Source organism: Marivivens niveibacter (genome assembly GCF_002150005.2).
GTDB classification, from domain to species: Bacteria; Pseudomonadota; Alphaproteobacteria; order Rhodobacterales; family Rhodobacteraceae; genus Marivivens; species Marivivens niveibacter.
The window spans coordinates 51,934-77,697 of the sequence record NZ_MSPP01000001.1; the positions used below are offsets into that span (position 1 = coordinate 51,934).

The window sequence follows — 25,764 nt, forward strand, 5'->3', positions numbered from 1 at the left end:
TGCTTGCGGCGTGTCGGTCGACCCGACAACCCTTGCAATTAAGGCAAAATCACAGTAAACGCGCGTCTGTCCAAAGTGGGGAACACATCCACGGGCGCAGATTCGGGCAGGGTCGGAAACATCCGGCCCTCTTTGTTTTGCGTTTAGGGCACCAACCAAAGACCGGTGGAACCAACCACCCGGCCAGAAAAAAAACGTGTAAAGGAAATAACGCCACATGGCTAACGCATCCATGGAGGAATTCGAAGCCCTCCTTAACGAAAGCTTCGAAATCGACACCCCTGCTGAAGGTTCGGTTGTCAAAGGTAAGGTCATCTCGATCGAGGCTGGCCAAGCTATCATCGACGTAGGCTACAAAATGGAAGGCCGCGTTGATCTGAAAGAATTCGCTAACCCAGGCGAAGCTCCATCCATCGCTATCGGCGACGAAGTCGAAGTGTTCCTGCGCGCAGCGGAGAACGCACGTGGCGAAGCTGTTATCTCGCGCGAGATGGCACGCCGCGAAGAAGCATGGGACCGTCTGGAAAAAGCATACGCTGCAGAAGAGCGCGTCGAAGGCGCAATCTTTGGCCGCGTCAAAGGCGGCTTTACTGTCGATCTGGGCGGCGCTGTTGCGTTCCTGCCAGGCAGCCAAGTTGACGTTCGCCCAGTGCGTGACGCTGGCCCTCTGATGGGTCTGAAGCAACCATTCCAGATCCTGAAAATGGACCGCCGCCGTGGCAACATCGTTGTTTCGCGTCGCGCAATCCTGGAAGAGTCGCGTGCAGAACAGCGTGCTGAAGTTATCGGCAACCTGTCCGAAGGTCAGTCGGTTGAAGGCGTTGTTAAAAACATCACCGAATATGGTGCATTCGTTGACCTGGGCGGCGTAGACGGCCTGCTGCACGTCACCGACATGGCATGGCGCCGTGTGAACCACCCATCGGAAATCCTGACAATTGGTGAAACCATCAACGTTCAGGTTATCAAGATCAACAAAGACACCCACCGCATCTCGCTGGGCATGAAGCAGCTGCAAGCTGATCCATGGGATTCTGTTGAAAACAAATACCCACTGGAATCGGTACACCAGGGCCGCGTGACCAACATCACCGACTACGGTGCATTCGTAGAGCTGGAGCCAGGTGTCGAAGGTCTGGTACACGTTTCCGAAATGTCGTGGACCAAAAAGAACGTACACCCAGGCAAAATCGTTTCGACCTCGCAAGAAGTCGAAGTCATGGTTCTGGAAATCGATTCGTCCAAACGTCGCGTTTCGCTTGGCCTGAAACAGACCCAGCGCAACCCATGGGAAGTCTTTGCTGAGACCCACCCAGAAGGTACGCAGGTTGAAGGCGAAGTTAAGAACATCACCGAATTCGGTCTGTTCGTTGGCCTGCCAGGCGACATCGACGGTATGGTTCACCTGTCCGACCTGTCGTGGGACGAGCGTGGCGAAGATGCGATCCAGAACTACCGCAAAGGCGACATGGTCAAAGCCGTTGTCACCGAAGTGGACGTCGAAAAAGAGCGTATCTCTCTGTCGATCAAAGCTGTTGAAGGCGACCCATTCGCTGAAGCAATCGGCGGCGTAAAGCGTGGTTCGGTTATCACCGTTGAAGTCACCGCAATCGAAGATGGCGGTGTTGAGGTTGAGTACGAAGGCATGAAATCGTTCATCCGTCGTTCCGACCTGTCGCGTGACCGTGCTGACCAGCGTCCAGAGCGTTTCGGCGTAGGCGACAAAGTCGACGTTCGCGTAACCAACGTAGACAGCAAAACCCGCAAATTGGGTCTGTCGATCAAAGCACGCGAAATCGCAGAAGAAAAAGAAGCTGTTGAGCAGTACGGTTCGTCCGACTCCGGCGCTTCGCTGGGTGACATCCTGGGCGCAGCCCTGAAAAGCAACGACTAATCAGTCGCGCTGATCACCAAAAAGAACCCCGTCACGGTAACGTGGCGGGGTTTTTTTATGCGAATCAAACCTTTCGACTGCTGCAGTGCAGCGGTCTGTATCTGTGAACAATTGTGGTTGTTCTGGTCGGATAATTGACCCAACCGCCCGAAATTCATGCGAAAATTCGCGTTTTGGACTAGATAGACCTATTTCCCGATCTAATTTCCTTTCCTATAGTCGATGTCACGGCACAATGAATTGCCTAGTATGTTTCCTGAGGGGGGATCGTTTTCATGATCAGATCTGAACTGATCCAAAAGATTGCCGACGAAAATCCGCATCTGTACCAGCGTGACGTCGAAAAAATTGTAAATACCGTGTTCGACACGATTACCGAAGCAATGGCAGATGGTCACCGCGTGGAACTGCGCGGTTTTGGCGCCTTTTCGGTTAAGAAACGTGATGCCAGAACAGGCAGAAACCCGCGCACCGGTGAATCGGTCGAGGTTGATGAAAAACACGTTCCGTTCTTTAAGACAGGCAAATTACTGCGTGATCGTCTGAACGGCGACGAATAAGAGAGACGGATGAAAACCTTACGTTATGCTTTCTGGGGCCTCGTTGCCCTGTGTCTGGTGTTGGTCGGATTGGCCAATACCGAAGTTGTCCTACTACGAGCAATGCCGCCTGCATTGGCGTCGCTGTTGGGGATTTCGCCTGATATCGAAATCCCGCTGTTTATGGCAATTTTCCTAGGCGTAGGCGTTGGGTTGTTCATCGGTTTTCTTTGGGAATGGATTCGCGAACACAAAAACCGTGCCGAAGGACGTGCAAAAGCACGCGAAGCGGCTCAGCTACGTCGCGAATTGGACCGTCTGAAAGATATGGACGGCGACGGCAAAGACGATGTTCTGCAATTGGTTGAACGTACGTAAATGCCTGACGTCAGAGTAAAAATTTGCGGCCTGCGCGATAGCGCGGGCATTCAAGCTGCGGCAGATGCTGGCGCGGCATACGTAGGTTTTGTGTTCTTTCCCAAAAGTCCGCGGAACGTGTCGATTGCTGATGCTGCCATGTTGGCCGTTCAGGTTCCAATCGGTGTAGCGAAAGTCGCGTTGGTCGTTGATGCCAATGATGCGTTTCTGGACCAGCTGACGGCTAATGTTCCGCTGGACATGATCCAGTTGCATGGGGCTGAAACGCCTGAACGTGTATCCGAGGTACGGGCGAAATACGGCCTTCCCGTCATGAAGGCGATCAGCCTGTCATCCCCCGAAGACGCGCATCAGATCGACGTTTATAGCCAAGTTGCCGACCAATTGCTGGTTGATGCCAAACCGCCGGCTGGGTCTGACCTGCCGGGCGGCAATGGGCACGAATGGGATTGGACATTGGCGCGCCGCAAATATTGGACCCGCCCGTGGATGCTGGCCGGCGGTTTGACCCCTGAAAACGTCGCCCGAGCCGTGGATCTAACTGGCGCGCGGCAGGTTGATGTGTCGTCTGGCGTAGAAAGCGCCAAGGGCATCAAAGATCATGAGTTAATCCATAAATTCGTCAAAGCGGCGCAAGCCTGATCAGTGGGCTTGTCCAGTCGGTGGATAAGCCTAGAAATACGGTTGGGCGCGGCGGGCTCTCTTTACCCTTGGGGCGCAAGAGAGTAGGAGTTTTCGGGCAAACGCGGGGAGGCCAAAATGGCAGACGATCTATTCAACAGCTTTATGAACGGTCCTGACGAAAACGGACGTTTTGGCGATTACGGTGGCCGTTTTGTTGCCGAAACGCTGATGCCGCTGATCCTGGATCTGCAGGCGGAATACGAAAACGCCAAAGACGACCCCACGTTCTGGGCGGAAATGGATGACCTGTGGAAACACTATGTCGGTCGTCCGTCGCCACTGTATTACGCGTCCCGCATGACCGAAGAGTTGGGCGGCGCAAAGATCTACCTAAAGCGTGACGAGCTGAACCACACTGGCGCGCATAAAATCAACAACGTGTTGGGCCAGATCATTCTGGCGCGCCGCATGGGCAAAACCCGCATTATTGCCGAAACCGGTGCAGGTCAGCACGGCGTTGCGACCGCGACCGTATGTGCGAAATTCGGCCTGAAATGCGTTGTTTACATGGGCGCGCACGACGTTGAACGCCAGCAGCCGAACGTATTTCGCATGAAATTGCTGGGCGCCGAAGTTGTTGCTGTGACCTCGGGTCGTGGTACGTTGAAAGATGCGATGAACGACGCGCTGCGCGACTGGGTGACCAACGTCGAAGACACGTTCTATTGCATCGGTACCGTTGCTGGTCCGCACCCATACCCTGCGATGGTCCGCGATTTCCAATCGATCATCGGTAAAGAGGTTCGTTGGCAGCTGCCTGAACAAGAGGGCGAAGGCCGTTTGCCTGACACCGTGATCGCGGCGATTGGTGGCGGTTCGAACGCGATGGGACTGTTCTATCCGTTCTTGGATGATCCATCGGTCAACATCATCGGGGTCGAGGCCGGCGGCAAAGGCGTCAACGAAAAGATGGAGCATTGCGCATCGCTGACGGGTGGCCGCCCGGGCGTTCTGCACGGTAACCGCACCTATCTGCTGCAGGATGACGATGGTCAGATCCTTGAAGGATTCTCGATCTCGGCGGGTCTGGATTATCCGGGCATTGGCCCTGAACATGCTTGGCTGAATGACATCGGCCGTGCGCAGTACGTGTCGATCACCGACAAAGAGGCGCTAGAGGCATTCCAGTTTGCCTGCCGCACCGAAGGCATCATTCCTGCGCTGGAACCATCCCACGCGTTGGCACATGTGATGAAAATCGCGCCAACCCTGCCGAAAGACCACATTCTGGTGATGAATATGTGCGGTCGCGGCGACAAAGACATCTTTACCGTTGCGCGTCACCTAGGCGTGGATATGGGCGGCAAATCCGAAGGTCGCGATACCGATTAATCGCGCGGTAAACGGACGGAATAGATAAGGGCGAAGGTTGGCAAACCTTCGCCCTTATTTCGTTTGGCGAATTTCATCGTGGCCCGTTACGTGCGCATGTCGGCGGCGACTCAATGAAATCACGAGGGCCAGTCCAATGTCATTGTTTACCCGAGTTTTGCCGACCGTTGCGCTGTTCGCTGGGGTGTTTGCGGCGCCTGTTCAAGCATTGACCGTAACAGAAGCGATCACCGCCGCCGAAGAGGCGGGATACAGCGTTGTAGCAGTACGCACATCACCTGATGGAACTGTCGTATCAGTTTTGGCGACGGATGGTTCGGACTATTACGACATTGAGTACGATACGACATCGGCTGAGACTGTGACCACCACCGTCGATGTACGCGATGATGCCACCGCCGCCACATCAGAGGATGTCGCAGCTGCCATCGCCGCGGCTGAGGCCGCAGGGTATACCGTTGTGTCGGTGCGATCGACCGATAGCGGTGTGTCGGTTTTGGCGACAGACGGTGAAACGCTGTATGACGTCGATTACGACAGCGCGACCGGTACCGCGACAACAGAAACATCTACCCGCCCCGCACGTCATCACGGGGGGCGCCCGGACCGAGATGTCGAAGAAACCGATTCCACAGAAACCACTGACGAAAGTGACGAAACCCGTCCTGAACGTGATGACCGCCGCAATGACCGAGGCCACGGCGGCCGCGGGGGCGAAAAAAATGGCCCGAACGGGCGACGGTAATCTTTGGTTTATTCGTTTAACCCTCATCGTCGCGATAAATGGCGGCGATGACTGCTAGGTAAGGCACATAATGAAACTTTTGCGAATGGCACTTTTGGGGGCTGGTCTGTTGTGGGGCGGCATTGCGCATGCGCAGTCCACTCCGGAAGAGATTGCAGCCCAATTGATTGCTGAAGGTTACACCGATGTGCAGATCGAACGAACCTTGTTGGGTCGTGTTAGGATCGTTGCCAGCGGCGCGGACGGACGCCGCGAAATCGTGATACAGCCGACAACCGGCGTGATTTTGCGGGATCGGGTTCAGGGTGACAATCCACGCCCTACGCCGCGGGACGACCGCGATCCTATGTCGCCGCCTTCTGCGCCGCCTGACGGTGCGGATAATGACGACGCACGCCCCGATCGCCCCCAGCCTCCAGATGACCAAGGCCACGATCGGCCCGAACCGCCTGATCGTGACAGAAATGATAAGGGCGATGAACGTCCCCCACAGGAACAATAGATATGGATTTTGTAAACAGACTACAGGCGGCGTCGCTGGGCATGGTGATGGTCATATCGCTGCAGGTTGTGTGTGCGTGTGTTTTTGTATGGGAACTGCTGTCATCGGTGACGGGCGGTGTGTTGCCACCTATTCCGTGGCAGGTATTTGAAATTGTGCAAATTATCGCGGCGGCTGGTTTGATCGCAGGGATTGTGTTGGGCGCACGCCTGTTGCGGAAATCCGAATGTCGCGCAGAACAGGCCGAAAATCGTCTGCGTGCGGCATCAGGTGCTTTTGGCGAACTGGTGGAAGAACGGTTTGAACAATGGGCACTGACACCAGCCGAACGTGATGTGGCGCTGTTTGCGATCAAAGGTATGACGACGGCTGAAATCGCATCCTTGCGCAACACGTCCGAAGGCACGGTCAAGGCGCAGACAGCATCCATCTACCGCAAGGCAGGTGTATCGGGCCGCCCGCAACTGATCAGTCTGTTTATCGAAGATTTGTTGGACGCAGAAACCGCCGCCCCCATACGTCAGGCGGTTGCGTGACGTTGCAGAATTTCCAGTGGAACGATGTCCAAGGCACCTTTGTGCGTCGCCTTTAGGTCAACCAGCGGGGCGCAGCCTTCGTCGGCGGCCTGCAAAAAACGTCCAGCGCATAGGCACCATTTGTCACCTGCCTTTAGGCCCGGAAAATTGAACGCCGGTACAGGTGTCGACAGATCGTTACCAACGTATTTGGAATAGGCCAGAAATTCGTCCGTCATGACGGCACAAACCGTATGGCTGCCTGTATCTTCGCTGCAGGTATTGCAGTGTCCATCCCGGAAATAGCCCGTTAGAGGATCGGAAGAGCAGGGGATTAACGGATCACCGTAGACGTTCACGGATGGATCTTGTTCGTACATTTGATGCCTTTCCTAAACGGGCGGTGCCCACTGTACCCAGCGACCATGAAAATCCATACGGCCAAGCGATAGTTTCAGATCATTGGGCCACAGGCGCAACGATATCCCTGCGCCTTCGCCTTTGCCGTCATTTTCGATCAGTAGCCACGCAAGAGGCGCATCAGCATTCGTCGCGCGCCCTACCATTTCCATGATTGCTTCACCGCGGTATTGAGCGTCTCTGGGCAAATACTGCCACGCGATTGTTGAATAGACCAAGGTTAGATGGCCTTTGCGCGTGGACAGCGATTTGCTCAGCCAATCTACGGCGTCGGCCTGATCTATTTTGGCGTTGAACATGGAAATCGCCGCATCGGTCATGTCCATCCTTTGGGGCTGGTCCGGCCAGATGTAGGATTTGAGTCGCAGGCGGTCGATTGGGCTGTGTATGTCAATCGGCGCTAGATCAACGCCGCGCCGGTCGCTGATGGCTACTGTTCCCGCAGGCGGTAGGTTTCCCTGCCAATCTGGCATCAATTGCACTTTGCTATCGGCAGGGCCAAAGGTTGCGTCGCCCGCGTTCAGTGCGAATTGATCCCACATCAAATTCAGACCCGCGCTGCATCCGATTTCGCGCAAATCGATCGGCAGCCCATAGCGACGATTGAGCCATTGACCCGCCGCGATCAGGCCTGCGCTACGACGGACTTCGTTCGTTTGGGGCGGACTGTCGATGAAGGTCGAAATATAGGCTGCTTCTTTATCTAGCGCCCAGTCCACGGCTCCCCAAAGGATTTCGATATCCAGTTCATTGGGGGGATATGCGTCTTGTAGTCCGCAACGGTCCAGCATCCGCAGGGCATGGAGCGCCCCCGTCAGGCGCAAAGGCACAGATTCAGCCGCAGGACCCAAGTCGCCGGGCCAGTTAAAGAGGCGTTTCTTTAGCGGCGTATCGGGGCGTAGACGTTCTGCCAAAAGCTCTAGCAGGGTTCGCATAAAAGGCGATCCCAGTTTTTCGCAGGCGTTTGCCTGTTCTATCAGAGCTTCGGTCAGGCGTGCGGTCATTTGAATTTGTCTGCTAGTTTCTGCAACGGGCTGCGGTTATCGACCTCAGGCTCTGCGGGCGAATCCTTTTTCTTTTTTTCGGCAGGTTGCGCAGGTTTTTTACCCTGTTGTCCGGTCCCTGAACGCGGCGGGTTCACGCGCAAGGCGACTGCGTTCATGAATTTTGCGCCGTCACCTGCGGCCAAATCGGCTGCGCCATCGCTGCAGCCGCGGATCATATCATCCAGCCAATCTTGATCAGCCTTGGCAAAATCGGACAGCACATAGCCCGCAACGCGGTCTTTGTGGCCGGGGTGGCCGATGCCCATGCGGATACGGTCATAGTCCGCGCCGATGTGCTGATGGATCGACCGCAGCCCGTTATGGCCCGCATGCCCTCCGCCCGTTTTCAGGCGACATTTGCCAGGGGCAAGGTCCAATTCGTCATGGAAAACAATGACATCCGCTGGCGTTAGTTTGTGAAACCGCATCGCTTCGCCCACGGCCTGACCTGATAGGTTCATGAATGTGTCGGGTTTCAGCAGGATGACTTTTTCCGAACCCAACCTGCCTTCGCTGGTTTGGCCCTGAAATTTCGACCGCCACGGTGTGAAACCGTGGTCGTCTGCAATGCGATCCAATGCCATAAACCCGATGTTATGACGGTTCTGCGCGTATTTCGCGCCGGGGTTGCCTAGGCCTACAAATAACTTCATTCCTTACCCATACCCTCAGGGCATGGCAGAGCCAACATATTTGCTATATACATAGGGCAGTGCCCCGTGTATTCGGCGGCCTTGACCTTTTGACCCGAAAGCCTCCTGACATGATCCCGACCCTATCCGCCGCGCTATCCGAGCGTGGGTATGACAAATTGACCGACGTACAAGAAGCCGTTTCCAACCCTGAATTGGCAGGGCAAGATTTGTTGGTTTCTGCACGGACAGGATCGGGCAAAACCGTTGGCTTTGGTATCGCAATCGCATCCGACATTCTGGACGAAGACGGCAACGCAGGCCGCGCAGGTTTGCCGACCGCGTTGATCGTTGCGCCGACCCGTGAGTTGGCGTTTCAGGTGGGCCGCGAATTGGAATGGCTGTACGCGAAAACCGGCGCTGTCATCGCGCTAGGCGTTGGCGGCATGGACCCACGCAACGAACGCCGTGCGCTGGAACGCGGCGCGCATATCGTTGTCGGCACCCCCGGCCGTATCCGTGACCACATCGAACGCGGCGCGCTGGACCTGTCGATGGCTCGCGCCATCGTTTTGGACGAAGCTGACGAAATGCTGGATCTGGGTTTCCGCGAAGATCTGGAATTTATCTTGGGCGAAGCGCCAGAAGAAAAGCGTTCGTTGATGTTCTCGGCCACCGTGCCGCCGATGATCGCGAAACTGGCCAAAGAATTCCAAAAAGACGCTGTTCGCGTCGAGGTTCAGTCGAAAACCGAACAGCACGCTGACATTTCGTATCAGGTTTTGAACGTTGCGCCGCACGATGCGGAAAACGCGATGATCAACCTGCTATTGTTCCATGACCCGAACAACGCAATCATCTTTGCGAACACCCGCGCTGCTGTTGCGCGTTTGACGGCGCGTCTGTCGAACCGTGGTTTCCAAGTTGTGTCTCTGTCGGGTGAACTGACCCAGACCGAACGTAGCCACGCATTGCAAGCGATGCGCGATGGCCGTGCAAAGGTATGTGTGGCGACCGACGTTGCTGCGCGCGGTATCGATTTGCCTGGTTTGGAACTGGTGATCCACGCCGAAACCCCACAAAACACCGAAGCCCTGCTGCACCGTTCGGGCCGTACTGGCCGCGCGGGCCGCAAAGGTATTTCGGCGCTGCTGGCAACCCCGCGTGACCGTCACAAGGTTGGCCGCCTGCTGAAATGGGCGAAACTGGACGCAGAAAACATTGACCCGCCTAGCGCAGAAGAAGTTCAGGCCCGCGAAGAAGAGCGCCTGATCGGCAGCCCTGTTTTCAGCGAAGCACTGAACGAAGATCAGTCCGCATTTGCCGCGAAACTGCTGGACAAATATTCGGCAGAACAGGTCGCCGCAGCCTATCTGCGCCTGTACCAAGAACGCCGCTGCGCGCCCGAAGAGCTGGGCGGCGCGACCCGTGAACGCGCTCCGCGCGAAGAATTTGGTCCGTCCACTTGGTTCTCTTTGTCGATTGGTCGCAATGGCCGCGCAGAGCCGCGCTGGATTCTTCCGATGATCTGCAAACAGGCTGGCATTTCCAAAACCGCAATTGGCAAAATCCGCATCACCGATGATGCGACCCTGATCGAGCTGAAAGAGGCTGACGCATCGGCGCTGGTCGCACGTGAAGGCGAGTCGATCGGAATGGAGCAGGGTCTGACCCTAACCAAAATGGACGAAGCACCGTCCATGCCTGATCGTGGTCCACGTAATGACCGCGGTCCGCGTAAACCGCGTGACGACCGTGGCCCTCGTGGCGATTTCAAATCGCGTGATGATCGCGGCCCGCGCGGTGACAAACCACGCGGTGATTTCAAAGGTCGCGGTGATAAACCGCGCGGCGATTACAAATCGCGGGACGATAAACCGCGTGATGAATACAAATCCCGCGATGATCGCCCGCGTGAAGATCGCAAGCCTCGCTACGATGACAAACCGCGCGAGGATCGTAAACCACGTGGCGATTTCAAGCCACGCGAAGATCGCGCGCCAAAGGGTGATTTCAAAGACCGCAAGCCGCGCAAGGATGACAAGGGCGGACGTCCTTCGAAATTCGAAAGCGCCGTGTCCAAGTCGGACAAGGATCGTCCATTCAAGAAAAAATCTGACGGCGCGCCAAAGTCGAACAAGCCAAAGTTTGACGTGAACGACCCATCCGCAGGACGCAAAGCGCGAAAAGGCGTCCGCGTGAAAGGCAAAGGCGCTGATGCCAAACCTTTCGCGAAAAAGGGCAGCGGTAAATCGTTCCGCAAATAAGAATTGAAAAAGGGGCCCGCTGCGGCCCCTTTTTTGTGGCCCAGTCGTTTTTAATACCGGGCCAATAAAAAACGGGGCCCGAAGACCCCGTTTTCTAATTTCAGTCGAAACGCGAAGATTACTCTTCTGCTGCTTCTTCTTCGTCGTCGCCAGCTGCAACCAGACCCGATGGAGCCGAGATGTTCGCAATAACGAAGTCACGGTCGATGGTTGGTTTCACGCCTTCTGGCAGGGTCACTTCGGAGATGTGGATTACATCGCCGATTTCTTTGCCGGTCAGGTCAACAACGATCTGTTCAGGAATGTCGCCTGCAACAACGTTCAGTTCAACTTCGGAACGAACGACGGTCAGAACGCCACCTTTTTTGATGCCTGGTGCTGCTTTGTGGTTTTCGAATTCCACGTGCACGAACAGGTTCACACGGCTGGTGCGCTTTAGGCGCATGAAGTCGATGTGAGTTGGCAGGTCTTTTACAACGTCGCGCTGAACGCCGCGGCAGATGACGCGAACGTCTTCTTGGCCTTCGACTTGCAGGTTGAACAGGGTCGACAGGAAGCGGCCTTGTTTCAGTTTCTGCAGCAGTTTGTTGTAGTTCAGGTTGATCGGCAGAGGGTCTGCGCCGCCACCATAAACAATACCTGGTACCAGGCCATCACGACGAGCTTGACGAGCGGCCCCCTTGCCTGTCCCCGTACGTTCCGTGGCGATAAGATCAGGAATCTCACGTGCCATTTTAATTCTCCAAAAATAAAGGGGCTGTCCTCCAAGGGTGTGCCAGCCCGGTTAGAAGCCGTCCCCTTACACGCGAATCCCTATTTTGCAAAGGTCAAAACGCCCCGTTTTGCCCATGTTTTGCGATATTCGCGAGGGGGAAAGCCCAAAGCGTCGCCGGGGGCAGGCCCCCACTCGGCTTTGGGCGCGCAATACTTGCGCATACCAGCGCCCGGCCTTAGAAGCCAATCAACTAGATAGGAGGGTCCTATGGGATTCAAGATGGGTATCGTGGGTCTGCCGAACGTCGGTAAATCGACCCTCTTTAACGCGCTGACAAAAACTGCTGCTGCGCAGGCGGCGAACTTTCCATTCTGCACGATTGAACCGAACGTCGGTGACGTGGCCGTGCCTGACGCGCGTTTGGACACGCTGGCCGAAATCGCAGGGTCCAAGCAGATCATTCCGACACGCATGACATTCGTGGACATCGCGGGTCTGGTCAAAGGCGCGTCCAAGGGCGAAGGTCTGGGCAACCAGTTCCTAGCCAACATCCGCGAATGTGACGCCATCGCGCACGTCCTGCGCTGTTTCGAAGACGACGATATCACTCACGTCGAAGGCCGCGTTGATCCGGTTGCGGACGCTCAGGTGATCGAAACCGAATTGATGCTGGCCGATTTGGAAAGCATCGAAAAGCGACGCGCCAATTTGGTTCGCAAGCTAAAGGGCAACGACAAAGAGGCCCAACAGCAGGATCGTCTGCTGGCCGCCGCGCAAGAGGTTCTGGAAAACGGGCAGCCTGCACGTACCGTTGAAGTATCCGGCGAGGATATGAAGCAATGGAAAATGCTGCAGCTGCTGACCCAAAAGCCGATCCTGTATGTGTGCAATGTCGAGGAATCTTCGGCCTCGGATGGCAATTCCAAATCCGCTGAAGTTGCCAAAATGGCCGAAGAGCAAGGCGCTGGTACGGTCGTTATTTCCGCTAAGATCGAAGAAGAAATCAGCCAGCTGGACGCCGAAGAGGCTGAGATGTTCTTAGGCGAAATGGGTCTAGAGGAAGCCGGTCTGGATCGCCTGATCCGCGCTGGTTACGAATTGCTGAAGCTAGAAACCTATTTCACCGTCGGCCCGAAAGAAGCCCGCGCTTGGACCATCAAAGCGGGCACCAGCGCGCCGCAAGCGGCTGGCGTGATTCACGGCGATTTCGAAAAAGGCTTTATCCGTGCGGAAACGATCGCCTATGTCGACTACGTCGAATTCAAAGGCGAAGGTGGCGCCAAAGAAGCGGGTAAAATGCGCGCAGAGGGCAAGGCATACATCGTAAAAGACGGCGATGTGATGCATTTCTTGTTTAACAACTAGGCCGCGGCCAAGTTTTAAAACTTTATATTTTGGAATGCCGCTCCTTCCGGGGCGGCATTTTGCGTTTCTTAGGTGCAAACCTTTTAGTGTCACCTGATTGGCCTAAAAACAGGTTGGGATCGGCAGAAATGTTCGCTTCGCCTGTGTGGTAGAAAGGTATGGTTCTAGCTCTCGACGAGGTCACAGTCGTCTTGAAAATCCGGTGGTAACGCTGGGCCAATCAAGTCGTAGGCGGGGTATTCTTGTGCCTGTAACCATCTTACCCAGTCAGGGTGCGCCGTGTTGCGGGGCAGGTCTGGGCGTTCTGGTGGGCGAAATATAAATTCCTGCTGTGCAGTTGACCGAACGGCGCGGGCAGGGGTGTAGATAACCCAGTCAAATTCAGACAGCTGGCGGCGTAACCGCGGTAGGGCAATTTCCAGCGGATCTTGTTGAATGTCGCACCATCCTGCGAACATGCGGCGCGATGTCGTAGATGGTAGTTCATGCAACCGAAGGCGTTGATTAAACCGTCTAAGCGATGTCAGAACGTCTTGTTCCATCGTTATGAGAGTTGCGACATCAGGATCGTTGGTTTCGGTCAAAAGAGTCGGTTTTAACCGCAATCCCCAAGCCGTGCGGTAAAGCAGAGCAAACCTGTCAGCTGCATCATGCCAGCCAACAACATCCGATAAATGCACAAACCGTTCAGGTACGCGCACTTTGAATTTTTCTGCGGGTAGTCGCGGGATGTCCAACGCGGCTCCGATTTTCCAATGCAAATGTTCTGGCGGAATACGCGCAGCCAAAAGCCGCCGCGCGGTTTGGCGCCACGCGGAAACGGTTCCGGCAAAGGGTAAAGTGATATCGACCATGGCAGGCTCTGGGATTTTTGTTCACTTTATGTTCTAGTTGAGGCAATGCAAATCGAAAAGACTATAATCTGCCCGCAGTGATGAATTTTCTTACTTTCCAGCCTTGTTTTCCCCCGAGGTCGCAGATAAACGGGTCGACGGAGACGTGGCCGAGTGGTCGAAGGCGCTCCCCTGCTAAGGGAGTAGGCGGGTAACCGTCTCGAGGGTTCGAATCCCTTCGTCTCCGCCATTACCCCATCGGTAATAAAATGCTTTCAATTTCAATAGCTTATGGTTTCAGTGTCGCGGCGGTCACCACACGTCGTCACCACACGCTTCTTGGCCGGTGCTGTACATTTCGCGCTTGGGCTTTTTAGCTTATTTCGATATTATCTCTGGTTGTATCAGTTGAGGTGTGGGGTTTTTTATGAGGAAGTTGACGCTTAGGTATAAAAACGTACTTCTTTATCGCTCTCGGAAGGCGATGTTGGCAAAGCGGCGCCTCGGCAGATCGAAGCGTCTCTTGGTTGACGTTTGGTACGGGGGGGAAGTCGAGCAAGTATATTGTTTAGAGGCTCCTCAAGTGCCGCCAGAGGTTCTCTGTCTCGACAAAAATACACTTGGCTCACTACGTTTTTTAGCTGATTGGCGTCATCGGATGCTCACGCACAAAGATTGGGACACTTTGGATGATGTAAAGTGGATCAATGACGCAAAGCGCCCGGGGGGTATGAGGTCAATTCAGTATTACGCAGACTTTTCAGGCATCAAGGAGCTTTCGACCGCGGTAGCGTTGATATTAACGGCAGAATACGATCGGCTAGGTACACTAGTTAACGACGTCCCGCCGACAGTGGAGTTGGATAAGTGGCCGAAACACTTGTTTCGACAATTGTTTGAGATTGGTTTTTTTGAGATTCTCAAGCTTTCAGAAGATGTCGCTGATAGATATCGGACGTCGGGTAGTAAAAAGACAATGAGGATCATAGCTGGCAGTACTTCTGAAGAAATAGAAGTTGTTAGCAGTCGAATCAAAGAGCTCTACCAATTTATTGAGCCTGAGCACGGTTTGGGGCAAGAGCTATCTGTAGCATTGAATAATGCTCTTTCCGAAGCAATGATTAATGTTGTCAAACACGCCTATCCAGCGGATCACAAATTCACCTACCGACCCATAAATAAGTGGTGGGTTACCGCATCGGCCGATGTGGACAAAAGAGAATTAACCGTTGTTTTTTATGATCAGGGCGTGACTATTCCAATCACCTTCCCGAGGAGAAAAATTAGTGATAGGACCCGTGATTTCATCAATAAACTGCTGACTTCACGAGGCAAATTTGATTTTGAGAATGATGGAACATATCTTGCAGGTGCAATGCAGAAGGGAAGTACTCAAACAGATGAAGAACATCGAGGGCTGGGCCTTGCTGAGATGAAAGAGTTAATCGATATATGTGGTCATGGTTCACTAAGGGTCTTTAGCCGAGGTGGTGAGTATCGCTATGATGCTGGCTCACAAATTGTTAGTAGGTCTAGGCGATTGTCGATTGGCGGAACCTTGTTTGAATGGACCTTGCGAATTCCACAGGAGCAACTCGATGAAGGACGAAATAGTGCTTAACGTGGCGGAGGAGTTCTCCAAATTTCCGACAGGAAGGGTTCCGGAGGATGGCTCAAATAGTGGGCAACGTTTCCGTCAGGATTTTCTAAGGCCTCGTTTGATTGAGGCGATCCGGTCAGATGCTAAGCTGGTTGTGTCGTTGGATAATTTGGAGACTTGCGGTTCTTCATTTTTGGAAGAATCCTTCGGGGGGTTGTTTCGTGATGAGTGCTTCCGAAAGAAAGGGTTCACGTTTGAACAAATCAAGAAGCATTTGAAGGTCAGTGCTACACAACGTGGAATGTTGAGGTATGTACGTTCGGCAGAGAAGCATATTGAAAAGGCATCACGATAGTTGAGAGGGTGCACTTTTGGCAACCGTTATTGTTACTGTTTTTCTAACAGCACTTACTGCTTATTTAGCTCAAAATTATTTTGCGACCCTTTCTGCACGTGCCGCGCACATGAGAGATCATGTCGAAGAGTTTTCCAAAATCGAAAGCCTAGCTGTCGAGTATTGGTCGAATCGCAGCGCGGATGACGTCAATAAAGACAAGGTGTTGTCAGCGCGATTGCTGGGGGCCGTGACGGCGTCTAGTTTTTTTAGCTCAGAGGCAACGCGCCTGTTAGGGAATCTAGAAGAAGAGTATATTGAGCTTGATGTTGCGGTTTACGATGCTGCCACGGGAGGTGACTTCCAAGCGGCTGATCGTGATCCCGATCCCGCTCGTGTTACCGAAGTCATTAAATGTTGCACGGAGATGCGCAACCTACTTAGACGGGCGTCGTGTCGATTGTACTGGGCAAGGTAGGACTGAAACATTTGCCAGATTTTTAGACGTTTATGTGTCATGTGAATGGCCGAAATACCCCCCCCGCCCCCCCCTCTTGCTTACTCGTTTGTGAGGATCGACTCGATTAAGCATCGAAATGGTTCGATGCATTTGACTCCGTTCATCAAGCAGAACCTACGTCCTCGACAAAATACGATACGTAGTTGCTCTACTAATCCCTACTCGTTTCGCAATTTCTGTAACAGCTGTGCCTTTTTCCCGAAGTGCTTGAACCTCTAATGCAATCTCGCGCCTAATTGGCTTTCGGCCCTTGTATCTGCCCAGAGCTTTGGCCTTCGCAATTCCCTCTCTCTGCCGCTCGAGCATGATCTCTCGCTCAAACTCAGCGATGCTACCGAGGAGGTTGATCATTAGCTTTCCTGTGGGAGTGTTGGTGTCCATGTTGAGGTCAATAATCCGAAGCTCAGCACCTTTGGCTCCAAGCTCGTCTCTAATGGCTCCCAGATGACTCACAGAACGCGCTAGACGGTCCAACTTGGTCACGACTAGGGTATCTCCCTCCCGAATGAAGGATAGGCACTCAGCGAGTCTCTCTCGCGCTCTGGCGTCAACTGAAGACACCTGCTCCTCATAGATGCGTTCACATCCTGCGTCTTTGAGTACTTTGAGCTGCGCCTCTAGACCTGCTGTTTGGTCGGAGGTCGATGTACGGGCGTATCCAACTAGCATTCCGAAAATCTCCTTTGTCTCAATAGGGCCTTAGGGCCTATGAGAGGGTGTGTCTCAAAATGCAGGGATAACTCCAATGAGTCACTTTGACTCATCTTAAGGCTGTCTCACATGGGCAAGGTCTTTTGAGACGTGCTGTCCGTTGATTGAGAGCTACTGCGTTAGAGAGGGAAGTGTAGGGCCGATTACAGGGGCGGTGCGAAAACTCAAATGCACAGCTGCCACGACAGCAAAGTTCGGAGGTTGAGGGAGAGCTTTGGTTTTTGGGAGACATACCCGACAATACAATTAAGCAAGCTTTGGACCTATTTGGTCGGCAGGGAGTTTCTGAATGTTTTGAAGCGTCATTACGGCTAACGGGTATTCATCAGGTTGCTTATCTGGGGGGTCGTGTGTGCTTCATGCGAAGACTTGATTTAACCGTGTTTTGGGTATGCAAAGCGCAAGGCGGCGATTTAAGAGACGCACTCGAAGGGCCGAAGGCCCCTCCGCTGTATGACATATACTTTAAGTCTAACTGTATGTCTTAGCTGTAAGATCTACTTTAGGAAGGACTGTAATCGAGAGAAGGAGAATATTTATATTCCCTCTTAACTATATGAAGTTGTAGATCAATCTGTTCGATTTGTTGGGGTCTACAGATCCATATGGACCATTACTAATCGCCCAAATCTGAAGCTTGTTAACGTGCCTTCGATTTAAGAGACGCACCCGAAGGGCCGAAGGCCCCCCCGCTGTATGATACATACTTTAAGTCTAACTGTATGTCTTACTTTAAGTATTACCTAAGATCTTACTAATCGAGTTACTGGAAGTCTTACTTATGGATCTAACTTAGATATTACTCTTCGATATACCTATGCTCTTGCCTATAGTTGGACAGTTGTCCGTTAGGGGGTTCCGAATTTTCGGATCCGTTTGATGCTTCTGCTTTCGCGCATTGCTCGATGCGGTTACCTGCGCCCCGCCATGGATGGTTAGCAGTCAGCTAGCTAGTAGCCGCAGTAGATCATTCGTAGCGCCGTCAATTCGCGGGTATGAGAGCGTTTGGATGGCCTGTAGCTTCTGCTCAAAACTCGGACCGCCGCTGTAGAGGCCATAAGTCATTGTGCCGACTTCATGCCCAACAATTGCAGCTGTGATGGTTTCAGGGACGCCGTTTTGCTCGAGTTGAGTCACGACCGTCTTTCGAAAGCTGTGAAAGACTTTTGTTTGCTTTTCATGTCCCATTCGAGTTTTTAGGTGTCCGAAGCGTTTTCCCACAGCGTTTGAGCGTGCCCCTGTTTTTTTTGTGGCGCTGAGGTCGGGGATGACAAATTCATTTGTGCTGGCTTCTCGAAGTTTGTTGATTACTGGCGAGAGTTTGGGATGGATTGGTACTCTCCGGTTTCCGGCATCTGTTTTGTCTTTCAGGTGAATTGTCTTGCCGTCTACCTGCGCCCACTGGAGGGAGCACAGAGACTCGATTCTAGCGCCCGTCCACAATGCCAGCAGTACGAGGATAGCTAGAGGTGCGTCTCGCTTCTCTAGGGCCCCTCTCAGGAGCTCTACGGACTCGTTTGGTGTGAATGGTTCATAGTGTTTTGCTCGACCTTGGCGATTTTGGCCCTTTCTAGATGTGGACCGAACTGAGCTAAATGGGTCGCGTTCACTGCTTACGGCACCTTTGGTTTGTAGGTAGGTCCAGAACCTGCGCATAGCTGCTAAATCGCGGCCTAAGGTGTTGTCTGCTCGACCTTCATTGCGAAGCCCTTCGAAGTACCCCTGAATGGCAGCGGCGGTTACGTCTCGCGTATTCTCAAAATTGTCGAGAAACTGAACGATGGCATTGCTGTATAGGTCAACCGTTTTACTTTGGACGTCCCGTCTGAGTTCAGCAATGAAGCCATCGAGGTGTGGGCGTAGCGGCGAGCATTCTCCAAGTGCAATTTCAACGAAAAGAGTAGCGAGTGCGTCGCCATTTGCTTCCTCTGGATCTTCGGGATCGAGGTACTCCTTCGCATTCTCTTTCATATCATCGATGTGAAATTCTCTGGTCGCTGGGTCTGCTGCCATTCCAATACGCTCACGCCATTCTGATGCCTCGCTGAAGACAAGACGTTGTTTTTCTTCGTATGTGAGTGCTGATTTCGAGATCGTATGTTTGCCGTGGCGAGCCTCGTGAATCCGCGCTCTCCAATCGGAATCCCACTTGGATGCGAGTATTTGGGCTTTCTCACGATCTTTTTGCTTGGTGCTTTTAAAAAAACGCTTTGTGCCAAGCTTGCTTTGGACATCCTTAGGGACATCCAAGACCGCGTACCAAAGTTGCCGCCGTTTTTCTAATCGCGCCATGTCGTCACCACACGTTTTCACCACACATTTAGCGTGATTATTGTTTTATTTCAGTGGTTACAACTGGTTATTCGAGGGCGTCGTGTAATCCCTTCGTCTCCGCCATCGAAAGTTTCAGCTTTCGTGAGACCTTGCGTTAGACCAAAAGCGTCCAGTCATTCCAGAAAGCAACGTAGCGATGCGAAAATTGGATCGCTCGCAGCGTGTAGATAACGATAGCGCTGTGGCTAAACGAAGGGCCAGTTATCCTTTTCTTTGACCGGCCAAATGGCGGCAGGCTCGGATTGTTTGGGCCATTATGGTCAGAGTAGTACCTGACACTCCGCTGCTTGGGAAAGCGCTGGCATCAGTGACATAAAGGTTAGAAATATCCCAGCTCTGCCCCCATTTGTTGAGGACGGACGTTTTCGGGTCTTTGCCCATTCGTGCGCCTCCAGTTTCGTGAATGGCAGCGCCCATTTGCATCACCATCGGGAAAAACCGTTTGAACAAGAAACGCGCGATTGGGTGGGCGTTGGGGTAGATGCCGCGCCCCCATTCGCGGATACCGTTGGTCGTTCCTAAGAATTCTACCTGACCACCCGCGTTATTCACGGTGTCCATAATCAGGTCTTCTTGAAGTTTTAGCGTGGTCTTGTCTTGGTCGCTCATTTTGCAACGGATGTGGGGCACCGGAATGCCGTATCGATCGCGCTTGACCGGGTCGATTGTGATCCGATTGTCAGGGTCGGGTTGCATACGGCCGAAACCAAAGAACATGAGTTTTGATGGCTCGTCTGGCTGGTCCGTCGGGGCGCGCCCGATGGAGCCTTGATAAACGAACTCACTTTGGTCCGCTTCGGTGACGAAAATGCCACCGCCATTTTGATAGAATGGGTCTTTCGGTTGGCTGTCCTCGGTGGTGTGACCTTTGATCGGTGGATAAGAGCCCATGCAAAGCAAGGGCAGCTGATCCATGAAATAGCGGCCTAGCGAATCCGAAGAGTTGCCGAGGCCGTTGGGGTGTTCCTCGTTGGCCGAATTCAGCAGCAGCCGCACGCTCTCTATTGGCGAGGCACATAGGACGAAGTGTTTGCCAAGGATGGTTGACCGAACGCCGGTTTGCGCGTCTATCACTTGTATTCCAGTGGCACGGTTACCTTCGCTTATGATCTTTTCGGCAACCGCGTGATATCGGATCGTTAGGTTGCTCGTTGCAAGTGCATCTTCTAGCGGTTTGTAGACGCGGCTTTTTGGCGGCAAGACAGAGCGCCAGCCAAGGACGCGGCGTTCGGGCCATTTGCGTTGAACGCGCGCCTTGAAATTTTCCTCGGCTTCTGTGAGCCCTTGCTGTGCTACGTAATGACCATCCGGCATGCTCTTGATGCCATCTGAATTTCCGTAGATGCCAAGGCAAGTTTCGACTTCGGTATAATATGGTTCGAGATCATCATAGCAGATTGGCCAGTCCACGCCGCATCCCGAACGGCAGTTGTGTTTGAAATCATCATCTGACCAACGCATCAGAACGCGGCCAAACAGATGAAGGCGACCACCTTCTTGGCGTCCTCGAATCCAGATGTAAGGCGCGTCTTTGGGCGTCGTATACGGGTTATCGCGATCGCTTGTGTAGAAATGACCCAGCATTCCGCGGAAAAACATAGAACGCACTTGGATCCAGCGTCCCAGCGCGCCATGGCGTGCGCGTTCAACGATGTTGATGATCGGCGGCTTTTTTGGTTTCAGCGAAAGATCGAAGTCTTCGGGGCCAACTTTGCGACCCGCCTCTAACATTAAGACGTTCAACCCCTGTTCACAAAGCTCTTTGGCGGCGAAGCTGCCAGATGCGCCTGACCCCACGACGATGGCATCATAGGGTTCTGCGCTCATTGATGCCCCCATTCCGAAGTGGCTGAACTTGCTGCATCAAGCGCACGCGCCGTTGCTACAGATCGACGTGCAAAGCGGCGCCAGTCTGCGGGTAAGTCGTGTTCGAGGATATTAAGGCGTGAGCCAGCCTCGACGCAGAGGCCCCAAAGATAATCCCAATCCATTATGCCATGGCCGAGATCGGCAAAGCCTTTTTCTTCAAGGCAGGTACCCGAGGGAGCGACATCTTTCACATGAACTGCAGGAATGCGGACTTTTGTATTTTTCAACGAATGTTCGTGGGTCGGCGCCGCCAACGACCATCCAAGCAAGATCTGGTTCAAAGGGCACAGTTTCACCCAGGAGACGATCAATAGGGTAACTGCCATCGGCCAAAGGCACCATTTCAAATTCATGATTGTGGTAGGCAAAAGTGAGGCCTCTTGAGGTCATTTCCTCATTGACCGCGGCGAGCCGTTTGCCAATAGCATCCCAGCCTTCGGGCGTTTCGGGCCTGATTGCGACGTCAATGACGGGGCAGGCGACGAGCCACATACCAAAGGCTGTTGCGATTTCTTCTACTTGATCGGGGGTTTCTTCAAATTGCTCGAGTAAGAAATGCCCGCTTTGCGCTGTTAGGCCGTGCGCCTTCATTGTGGAGATATAGTTGTGGACATCCTCCATGCTGTCCGGGGGACCAAAGAAAAAGGGTTGGATATCGGTGAGGCCAAGTTCGGCCAAAAGAGCCAACTGAGTATCTAGGTCTTCGGCTGCACGCGAGGAGAACATTTGAAAAGACAAAGTGGGACGCGTCATGGTGTCAGCCTAACGTATCAAGTGCTGCGGCCAAATCGGCCTTTAGGTCTTCGGGGTCCTCGAGGCCGATTTGCAGGCGAATGATTGGCCCGCGATCTTGCCATAGCGGTAGGCTGCGGCTCTCTGGATGGATAGGTAGGACGAGGCTTTCAAAACCGCCCCAACTAAAGCCGATGGAAAAGAGTTTGAGTGAGTCGATGAAACGACGGACTGCCGTTACTTCACGAGAGGCGAGTTCTATCGAAAAGAGGCCTGCGCTCCCCTTGAAATCGCGTTTCCACAAGTCGTGACCAGCGAAAGATGGAAGCGCAGGATGCAAAACGGCGGACACTTCGCTGCGGGTTTCGAGCCATTCGGCGAGCGCGAGGCCAGTGGCTCCCTGTCGTTCAAGCCGAACGCCCAAGCTGCGTAAGCCGCGAAGCGCAAGGTTGCATTCTTCGACACCGGCGCATCCGCCTAGATCTTGGCTCGCTGCACGCACGGCGTCATAGGTTTCAGTGTTGGTCGTAATTACGCCAAGCATCCCGTCCGAGTGGCCGACAATGTATTTGGTCGCTGCGTGGATCGAAATGCCTACCTCCAAATCAAGCGGTCTGAGGAGTAGGGTAGTCGCCCATGTTGCGTCGATCGCCGTGACGATGCTGCGGGATTTGGCGACAGCGACAATTTGCGTTAAATCCACATTGGCGCGCTGTATAACCGGAATTCAGTCTCCAACTGGGGGCAGGTTGGCGATCGAAGGTGTCCAGCCCGGCAAGGGCCGTGCTACGCGGCTCGAACGTGCCCGCAACGTTCAAATGATTTTTCAGGACCCGTCAGGTGCGTTGAACCCTCGTTTAACCGTCGAGCGAATTATAACCGAACCTCTTGCCGTCAGCGGTATAGGCACCCGTGCCAGTCGACGTGAAATGGTGATCGAGATGGCAACCAAGGTTGGGCTGTCCGGTTATCACCTAAATCGGCTGCCACACGAGCTTTCTGGTGGCCAGAGACAACGTGTTTCCATTGCGCGTGCTCTTGTCCTGAACCCTAATCTGCTTGTGTGTGACGAAGCGGTCTCAGCTCTGGATGTTTCGGTGCAGGCATAGGTTCTGAACCTGCTTGTTGATCTGCAACAAGAGTTGGGTCTTGCCTATTTGTTCATTTCACATGACCTCGCTGTCGTGCGTTATGTGTCGCATCGTATTGCGGTGATGTACCTTGGTCGGATTGTCGAAATCGGGAATGCCGAAGATGTATGGGCGGGGCGACTGCATCCGTACACGCAGGCTTTGGTCAATGCGATCCCTGACGAGGCCGCGCGTCGGGACGATGTCCAGTTATTAGAGGGCGATGTGCCGAGTCCCGTCAATCCACCTTCGGGGTGTCCGTTTCGTACCCGATGTGTTTTCGCAAAAGAGGCCTGCGCCGAAAGTCGACCCGAACTACGCAAGGTGGGAACGCACGAAGTCGCATGTCATTTTGCGGAAAAGATTTCATCCTGATGCGCAACTTTTGAAACGCGACCCGTTGGCGCCACGCTATCGCGCGTCACGGATGCCTAAGAGTTCACCGCGCAAAACGCTGACTAGCCATCAGCGATAAAGTTCTGGCCGACGGTCGCGCAAGTAGGGGCCAGAACGATCTGAACGCCCGACCAAACCTGTGTCTAAATCGGCGATCAGCAGCGCTTCGTCTTCGCCGCATTTGGCGAGCGTTCTGCAATCAGGGGCGGCGATGTGACTGCCGCCTAGATATGTCATGCCGTTTTCGACGCCGCTAAGGCCCGCATAGGCGACAAAAATTCCATTTTCAAAGGCGCGGGTTGGGATGTAACGATCAGAAACTGTGGTAATGTCACCAACCTTTGGTAGTGCTGTAGGGACCAGAGCCAATTGCATACCGTCCAGCGCTAATGACCGAACCATCTCTGGGAATTCGACATCATAACAGATCAGCAGGCCGACCTTTAGGCCGTTCCAGTTTACAAGCCGAGATCGGCGGTTTCCTTGCGCAAAAGTGGCCCTCTCCTCTTCTCCAAACAAATGGCATTTATCGTATGTCAGAACGACTCCATCTTCTGGGGTGATTAGGACGGCTGAATTAAATAGCTGGTCATCCTCTATTCGCGGGACCCCCAGCGCCAGTGCTACACCTGTTTCTTTGACCTTTTGGGCCAGCCGCTTGATCGCGGCGGGGACCTCACTCGCCACGTCGCGCAATGCCTCTGCGGATTGATTGTAACCGCTGAGGGCAAGTTCGGGCGCAAGCAAAAGCGTAGCGCCTTGTGCGGCCGCTTCATTCAGGCCACGTGCCAAACGAGTCTCATTGTCTTGCGCTCTTGTCGGTGTCATCTGAAGGGCGGCGATACGGAGGTTCATGCGCAGGATTCCTTTGGGTGGTTGTTGGGGTCACTGAACCAGAAAAGCAAAGCGGCTGCGAGAACGATGATGCCGACCACAGCCGGAGGCTGCCACCCGTGTTGGGCGAACAGTAGCCCCCCGACAGCAGACCCAAGAGCGCCCGCCGAATAAAAGCCTGCCATGAAAATACCGTTTAAACTGCCACGTCGCGTTGGCCCAAGAGCAAAAATGATACGTTGGCCGATCACAAAACTGACTGTCAGGGCGAGGTCGATCAGAAGGGCAGCAATAAAAAATACTAACAGCCCCACCCACTGATTAGTGATTGGTAATAGCGTTAGGCCAAATGCCACAATACCAAGGAAAAGCGCCGCCCCAGAGGTCAGATGGCCATGGCCTTTGTCTGCGAGAGCGCCGCCCAAAGGGGCCGCGAGCACGCTCATAGCCCCGGCTAGTGCAAATAAAGCAATCTCGCGTTGGCCTAGTGCGAAGTCAGCGCTGGCCAGTTCCAGAGGCACTACGGTCCAAAACAATGAAAAGGTGGAAAAGAGCGCGGCTTGATAAAACAGCCTGCGACGCAAAGTGGGTTCTTGGCGTACGGAAGCAAGCATCCCGCGGATCGTGCTGAGGTATTTTGCGGGTACGTCAGGCTGACGGCTGGGGAGGCGCCGCAATATCAAAGCCATGCACAGGGCTATGGCGCCAGCGGCGATAAAGAAAATACTGCGCCATCCGCCGAAACTCGCCGCCAAAGATGCGGCAGGTCGGGCCAGCATAATACCGAACATTAATCCACCAGTGACAATTCCGACCACCCGACCTTCGTACCCGCGCGGAGCAAGGTAAGAGGCGTAGGGGACCAGAACTTGAACGCATACGCTTCCACTTCCGATCAGAAAGCATGCGCCAAATAACCACCACAGGCTAGGTGCCAATGCTGCGCCAACGAGTCCAAGCAGGGCCACCGCTGCTAGGAAAAGCATCAGTCGTCTGTTCTCTACAACATCTAGTAAAGGGACCACAAAAAGCAGCCCCAAACCATAGCTGAGCTGGGTCATTGTTACGGCGAGGCCTGCGCCGCCTTCGGAATGGCCAAAGTCAGTGGCTATTTCGCCAACAAGTGTTTGTATATAATATACATTTGCAGAAAATAGGCCGCAAGAAATCGTCAAGAAAATCAGTAACAATGCAGCTGAATTAAGTGTCGGTTCAGTCGTCTGGTTTGACAATTCTGATGGCGCTGTTCGTGTCGTTTTCACGTCTTGCACTTCCTCAATTCGGCTCATTTTTTGGTCAGATGATTGGCGATTTTTGATGAACTTGATGACCATATAAAAAATCTCTGGCACCTTTTGCATACGTATGCAAGAAAAGAATCAAGAACAACGCAAATATGGGCATTAGACCCTGCGGAAAACCGGTATTTGCGAAATC

Annotated in this window: 27 protein-coding genes and 1 tRNA gene; 16 read left to right on the forward strand and 12 right to left on the reverse strand. The window is 53.6% G+C overall.

Annotation, left to right across the window (positions count from 1 at the left end):
- Window positions 1-217 precede the first annotated feature (217 nt).
- From rpsA to BVC71_RS00305, 8 genes are all read left to right on the forward strand, one after another.
- On the forward strand, window positions 218-1,894 hold the full coding sequence (gene rpsA / locus BVC71_RS00270; protein ID WP_086449646.1) for a 30S ribosomal protein S1: 1,677 nt from the start codon (window positions 218-220) through the stop codon (window positions 1,892-1,894).
- 275 nt (window positions 1,895-2,169) lie between these two features.
- Window positions 2,170-2,454: an integration host factor subunit beta gene (gene ihfB, locus BVC71_RS00275; RefSeq protein WP_086449647.1), complete on the forward strand. Its 285-nt coding sequence runs from the start codon at window positions 2,170-2,172 to the stop codon at window positions 2,452-2,454.
- Window positions 2,455-2,463: 9 nt separating this feature from the next.
- Window positions 2,464-2,811: a LapA family protein gene (locus BVC71_RS00280; protein ID WP_086449648.1), complete on the forward strand. Its 348-nt coding sequence runs from the start codon at window positions 2,464-2,466 to the stop codon at window positions 2,809-2,811.
- Complete coding sequence (locus BVC71_RS00285; RefSeq protein WP_086449649.1) at window positions 2,812-3,453, forward strand: phosphoribosylanthranilate isomerase; 642 nt, start codon at window positions 2,812-2,814, stop codon at window positions 3,451-3,453.
- Between the two features lie 117 nt (window positions 3,454-3,570).
- Window positions 3,571-4,827 carry a tryptophan synthase subunit beta gene (gene trpB, locus BVC71_RS00290; RefSeq protein WP_086449650.1) on the forward strand — a complete coding sequence of 419 codons (1,257 nt, stop codon included), beginning with the start codon at window positions 3,571-3,573 and terminating at the stop codon, window positions 4,825-4,827.
- A gap of 136 nt (window positions 4,828-4,963) precedes the next feature.
- A complete protein-coding gene (locus BVC71_RS00295) occupies window positions 4,964-5,572 on the forward strand; it encodes a hypothetical protein (protein WP_086449651.1) in 609 nt (202 codons plus the stop codon).
- Between the two features lie 70 nt (window positions 5,573-5,642).
- The gene (locus BVC71_RS00300) at window positions 5,643-6,074 is read left to right on the forward strand and encodes a hypothetical protein (RefSeq protein WP_133064463.1); all 432 of its coding nucleotides are present in this window, start codon (window positions 5,643-5,645) and stop codon (window positions 6,072-6,074) included.
- A gap of 2 nt (window positions 6,075-6,076) precedes the next feature.
- Window positions 6,077-6,610 carry a helix-turn-helix transcriptional regulator gene (locus BVC71_RS00305; RefSeq protein WP_086449653.1) on the forward strand — a complete coding sequence of 178 codons (534 nt, stop codon included), beginning with the start codon at window positions 6,077-6,079 and terminating at the stop codon, window positions 6,608-6,610.
- Here BVC71_RS00305 and BVC71_RS00310 read toward each other — a convergent pair.
- From BVC71_RS00310 to pth, 3 genes are read right to left on the reverse strand one after another with little or no spacing between them, the layout of a single operon-like run.
- A complete protein-coding gene (locus BVC71_RS00310; RefSeq protein WP_086449654.1) occupies window positions 6,595-6,969 on the reverse strand; it encodes a DUF2237 family protein in 375 nt (124 codons plus the stop codon). The genes BVC71_RS00305 and BVC71_RS00310 overlap by 16 nt on opposite strands.
- A 12-nt stretch (window positions 6,970-6,981) precedes the next feature.
- A complete protein-coding gene (locus tag BVC71_RS00315; RefSeq protein WP_086449655.1) occupies window positions 6,982-8,013 on the reverse strand; it encodes a DUF2332 domain-containing protein in 1,032 nt (343 codons plus the stop codon).
- Window positions 8,010-8,708, reverse strand: coding sequence for an aminoacyl-tRNA hydrolase (pth, locus tag BVC71_RS00320; RefSeq protein WP_086449656.1), 699 nt, complete (start codon window positions 8,706-8,708; stop codon window positions 8,010-8,012). Before pth ends, BVC71_RS00315 begins: the two co-directional genes overlap by 4 nt.
- A gap of 110 nt (window positions 8,709-8,818) precedes the next feature.
- Between pth and BVC71_RS00325 the strand changes: the two genes are divergently transcribed.
- Window positions 8,819-10,954 (forward strand): DEAD/DEAH box helicase, encoded by a 2,136-nt coding sequence (locus BVC71_RS00325; protein WP_086449657.1) that lies wholly within the window; start codon window positions 8,819-8,821, stop codon window positions 10,952-10,954.
- A 118-nt stretch (window positions 10,955-11,072) separates the two neighbouring features.
- Here the strand turns inward: BVC71_RS00325 and BVC71_RS00330 are convergent, their stop codons facing one another.
- Window positions 11,073-11,687, reverse strand: a complete 615-nt coding sequence (locus BVC71_RS00330; protein WP_086449658.1) for a 50S ribosomal protein L25/general stress protein Ctc — start codon at window positions 11,685-11,687, stop codon at window positions 11,073-11,075.
- Window positions 11,688-11,936: 249 nt separating this feature from the next.
- On the opposite strand from BVC71_RS00330, the gene ychF reads away from it, so the two are divergent.
- Complete coding sequence (ychF, locus tag BVC71_RS00335) at window positions 11,937-13,034, forward strand: redox-regulated ATPase YchF (RefSeq protein ID WP_086449659.1); 1,098 nt, start codon at window positions 11,937-11,939, stop codon at window positions 13,032-13,034.
- A 164-nt stretch (window positions 13,035-13,198) separates the two neighbouring features.
- Here ychF and BVC71_RS00340 read toward each other — a convergent pair whose 3' ends face one another.
- Entirely contained in the window at window positions 13,199-13,888 is a 690-nt protein-coding gene (locus BVC71_RS00340; protein ID WP_086449660.1) for a DUF4130 domain-containing protein, read from the reverse strand.
- Between the two features lie 139 nt (window positions 13,889-14,027).
- Here BVC71_RS00340 and BVC71_RS00345 point away from each other — a divergent pair.
- The 4 genes from BVC71_RS00345 (at window position 14,028) to BVC71_RS00355 (ending at window position 16,279) form a co-directional block, all read left to right on the forward strand.
- Window positions 14,028-14,117, forward strand: a tRNA-Ser gene (locus BVC71_RS00345).
- Window positions 14,118-14,294: 177 nt separating this feature from the next.
- Window positions 14,295-15,488 (forward strand): ATP-binding protein, encoded by a 1,194-nt coding sequence (locus BVC71_RS15305; RefSeq protein WP_133064464.1) that lies wholly within the window; start codon window positions 14,295-14,297, stop codon window positions 15,486-15,488.
- Window positions 15,466-15,822 carry an STAS-like domain-containing protein gene (locus BVC71_RS00350; protein ID WP_165767690.1) on the forward strand — a complete coding sequence of 119 codons (357 nt, stop codon included), beginning with the start codon at window positions 15,466-15,468 and terminating at the stop codon, window positions 15,820-15,822. The genes BVC71_RS15305 and BVC71_RS00350 overlap by 23 nt, the downstream gene beginning before the upstream one ends.
- Window positions 15,823-15,838: 16 nt before the next feature.
- Window positions 15,839-16,279: a hypothetical protein gene (locus tag BVC71_RS00355; protein WP_133064465.1), complete on the forward strand. Its 441-nt coding sequence runs from the start codon at window positions 15,839-15,841 to the stop codon at window positions 16,277-16,279.
- A 156-nt stretch (window positions 16,280-16,435) separates the two neighbouring features.
- On the opposite strand, the gene BVC71_RS00360 is transcribed toward BVC71_RS00355, so the two are convergent.
- The 5 genes from BVC71_RS00360 to BVC71_RS15485 all read right to left on the reverse strand — a co-directional run bounded on the left by BVC71_RS00360 (window position 16,436) and on the right by BVC71_RS15485 (window position 22,670).
- Window positions 16,436-16,990 carry a recombinase family protein gene (locus BVC71_RS00360; protein ID WP_086449663.1) on the reverse strand — a complete coding sequence of 185 codons (555 nt, stop codon included), beginning with the start codon at window positions 16,988-16,990 and terminating at the stop codon, window positions 16,436-16,438.
- A 984-nt stretch (window positions 16,991-17,974) separates the two neighbouring features.
- Window positions 17,975-19,324 (reverse strand): tyrosine-type recombinase/integrase, encoded by a 1,350-nt coding sequence (locus tag BVC71_RS00365; RefSeq protein ID WP_086449664.1) that lies wholly within the window; start codon window positions 19,322-19,324, stop codon window positions 17,975-17,977.
- A 243-nt stretch (window positions 19,325-19,567) separates the two neighbouring features.
- Entirely contained in the window at window positions 19,568-21,193 is a 1,626-nt protein-coding gene (locus BVC71_RS00370; RefSeq protein ID WP_086449665.1) for a GMC oxidoreductase, read from the reverse strand.
- A gap of 198 nt (window positions 21,194-21,391) precedes the next feature.
- Window positions 21,392-21,988 (reverse strand): sugar phosphate isomerase/epimerase family protein, encoded by a 597-nt coding sequence (locus BVC71_RS00375; protein WP_240516735.1) that lies wholly within the window; start codon window positions 21,986-21,988, stop codon window positions 21,392-21,394.
- Between the two features lie 4 nt (window positions 21,989-21,992).
- Window positions 21,993-22,670, reverse strand: a complete 678-nt coding sequence (locus BVC71_RS15485; RefSeq protein WP_205905942.1) for a trans-sulfuration enzyme family protein — start codon at window positions 22,668-22,670, stop codon at window positions 21,993-21,995.
- A gap of 46 nt (window positions 22,671-22,716) precedes the next feature.
- On the opposite strand from BVC71_RS15485, the gene BVC71_RS15490 reads away from it, so the two are divergent.
- Together BVC71_RS15490 and BVC71_RS15495 are read left to right on the forward strand one after the other, a co-directional pair.
- Window positions 22,717-23,076, forward strand: coding sequence for an ATP-binding cassette domain-containing protein (locus BVC71_RS15490; protein ID WP_240516736.1), 360 nt, complete (start codon window positions 22,717-22,719; stop codon window positions 23,074-23,076).
- An 84-nt stretch (window positions 23,077-23,160) separates the two neighbouring features.
- On the forward strand, window positions 23,161-23,472 hold the full coding sequence (locus tag BVC71_RS15495; RefSeq protein WP_133064466.1) for an oligopeptide/dipeptide ABC transporter ATP-binding protein: 312 nt from the start codon (window positions 23,161-23,163) through the stop codon (window positions 23,470-23,472).
- 90 nt (window positions 23,473-23,562) lie between these two features.
- Here BVC71_RS15495 and BVC71_RS00395 read toward each other — a convergent pair whose 3' ends face one another.
- The gene (locus BVC71_RS00395) at window positions 23,563-24,348 is read right to left on the reverse strand and encodes a carbon-nitrogen hydrolase family protein (protein ID WP_086449668.1); all 786 of its coding nucleotides are present in this window, start codon (window positions 24,346-24,348) and stop codon (window positions 23,563-23,565) included.
- Window positions 24,345-25,661: an MFS transporter gene (locus BVC71_RS00400; RefSeq protein WP_165767691.1), complete on the reverse strand. Its 1,317-nt coding sequence runs from the start codon at window positions 25,659-25,661 to the stop codon at window positions 24,345-24,347. The genes BVC71_RS00395 and BVC71_RS00400 overlap by 4 nt, the downstream gene beginning before the upstream one ends.
- Between the last annotated feature and the right edge of the window lie 103 nt (window positions 25,662-25,764).